General features: G+C 59.7%; 3 protein-coding genes. All 3 read left to right on the top strand.

Features of this window, described 5'->3' with window-relative positions:
- The coding region (locus tag ACFFAR_RS31075) for a LysR substrate-binding domain-containing protein (RefSeq protein WP_375509212.1) at positions 1-739 on the top strand (739 nt) is incomplete at its 5' end.
- A gap of 156 nt (positions 740-895) precedes the next feature.
- Positions 896-1,708, top strand: a complete 813-nt coding sequence (locus ACFFAR_RS31070; protein ID WP_075358254.1) for a class II aldolase/adducin family protein — start codon at positions 896-898, stop codon at positions 1,706-1,708.
- A 58-nt stretch (positions 1,709-1,766) separates the two neighbouring features.
- The coding region (locus ACFFAR_RS31065) for an MFS transporter (RefSeq protein ID WP_375509211.1) at positions 1,767-2,341 on the top strand (575 nt) is incomplete at its 3' end.

Here is a 2,341-nt window from a genome sequence, read left to right as displayed (position 1 = left end):
TCGAGTGAACGGCCGTTTGCGTCCAACGCCCGAGGCCGAAGCGTTACTGCCGGACGTGGCGGATATCTTCAACCGGCTTGACGCGGTAGAGCGTTTGTCGCGCGACCTTGCGGGCGGTTTGCGTGGCTCGCTATCGATTGCGGCAACCTCGCCGCTTGCCAACGGGCTCCTAGCGCAGACGGTTGCCAGCTTCACCAAGGCTCGTCCCCACGCGAAGATTGCGCTTCAATCGCTCGGTTCGCCCGTGGTCCTTGAGCGTGTATTGAACCGGGAAGCCGACATCGGACTGGCCTATGAGCCGATCATCAGCGCGCAGGTCGAAACCGAAGTCCTCTCGCGAGGAAGCATTACGTGCGTCTTGCCCGAGTCGCACCCGCTTGCGAATCGATCGTCGATATCGCCGGCCGACTTGGTGCCCTATGCCATCGTCACCTATTTGCCGCAAGCACTGCTTCGTCCCTATGTGGACAAGGCGATGAGCGATGCCGGCGTCGCGTTGAACATCAGCGTCGAAGTAGGCCTATCGATCACCGGAATCATGCTCGCGTTCAATGGCGCAGGCGTCGCGCTGGTCGAACCGGACCTGCTTCGGGCGATGCGCTTGCCTGGAATGGTCAGTCGTCCGCTGGTCCCGCAGGTCGAATTCAAGAGCCTTCTAATTCTGAACCGATCCGCTCCGCGTTCGCGCATTGTGCTTGAATTCATCGACTGTCTGCGCGCGCAAGCGGCGGCTGCCTAATAGGACCAATCCTAGCGGATCAGTCCTAGAGGGTCAGTCCCAGAGGGTCAACCGTAGTTCATCACTGTAGCTTATGGAGTAGAGCGATTTAATGATTGGATTGGGAGCCCGCCTTTTCCTAGACTTCGTGGACGTTTTTCCTTTTGAGAGCCGTCCATGCTTCAGCGCGCCGAACCCAAGACTATTTACCGTCCCGATCAAAAGGGCCTCTATTTCCCGCAGTATCCAAGCTTCGCGACAGTAGCTGAGGAGCGCCTGCATCGAAAGCAGCGCTTAGCTGCCGTGTGCCGGGTCTTTGCGAAATATGGGTACGAGTATGGTTTTGCTGGTCACGTCACGGTGCGCGACCCGGAACATACAAACCTGTTCTGGACCAACCCATTTGCAATGGATTTTGGCCGCGTGCGCGTGTCCGACTTGCTGCTGGTCGACCACGAGGGGAACGTCGTGGAAGGCACGTGGGCCGTAAACCGCGCCGGCTTCGTGCTGCATTCGGCAATCCATCAGGCCAATCCGCACATCGTCGCGTCCTGCCATGCCCATACGACCAACGGTATGGCGTGGGCGGCGTTGGGCCGCCCGCTCGATCCGATCACTCAGACAGCCTGCGGCTTTTATGAAGACCACGCTCTGATCACGGAAGAAGCCGGCGCGGTGGTCGTCGACAAAGACGCAGGCTCCACTGTCGCCGCCGCATTCGGAGACAACAAGGCGGCGATTCATCAAAACCACGGTCTGTTCTCGGCGGGACGCGAAAGCGTCGATGAAGCCGCGTGGTGGTTCATCGCGCTTGAGCGGGCATGCGAGATCCAGATCAAAGCCGAGTCGACCGGCTCGCCCTTGAAGCTGATTGGACGCGAAGCCGCGATTCACTCGCGCAATCATCTTGCGACGCCGTTCATGGCGTGGCTGCACTTCCAGCCAATCTACGACGCGATCGCGCGCCACGAGCCCGATTTATTCGACTGATTCTTGGTTGTCAGCCGGACTTGCATATCGATATAAAAAACGCCATTTGGGAGACACCGTGGCTAACACATTCGCAAAAACGGCAAGCGCGGATCTTGCTTCCCCGGGCATGCAAGTCGCCGAATCCGGCAAGCCGATTCCGCGCGCTCGCTGGATCCGCATGGGCACCTTGATCTTCCTCGCCTATCTCGGTTGTTACGTCGACCGGAGCAATATCAGCGTCGCCGCGCCGGAAATGGTGCGCCAGTTCGGCATGACGGGCGTTGTCACGGGTTTCCTCCTTGCTGCGTTTTTCTGGGGATACGTCGTGATGCAGATCCCCGGCGGCTGGCTGGCTAACCGCTTCGGGCCGAAATGGGTGATCGTGACTAGCCTTGCGGTGGTCGGCGTGACTGGCATTGCATCGGGACTGGCGACCACGTACGACCAGATCGTCGGCATTCGTTTCGTGATGGGCGTGGCCGAGGGCGTCATCTGGCCAAGTTTCGCAACTATCATCATGCGGTGGTTTCCAAGCGCGGAACGCAGCCGCGCGGTCAACCTCGCGCAGTATGTATTGCCGCTGTCGTCTGCACTGATGGCTCCGATCGCGGGAGCGCTTGTCGCACGTTTCGGTCCGCACGACCGCGTTGA

It is taken from the genome of uncultured Caballeronia sp., assembly GCF_964243625.1.
Lineage (GTDB): Bacteria > Pseudomonadota > Gammaproteobacteria > Burkholderiales > Burkholderiaceae > Caballeronia.
The sequence above is the reverse complement of the archived record's forward strand: the minus strand, read 5'-3'. Positions and strand labels throughout refer to the sequence as shown.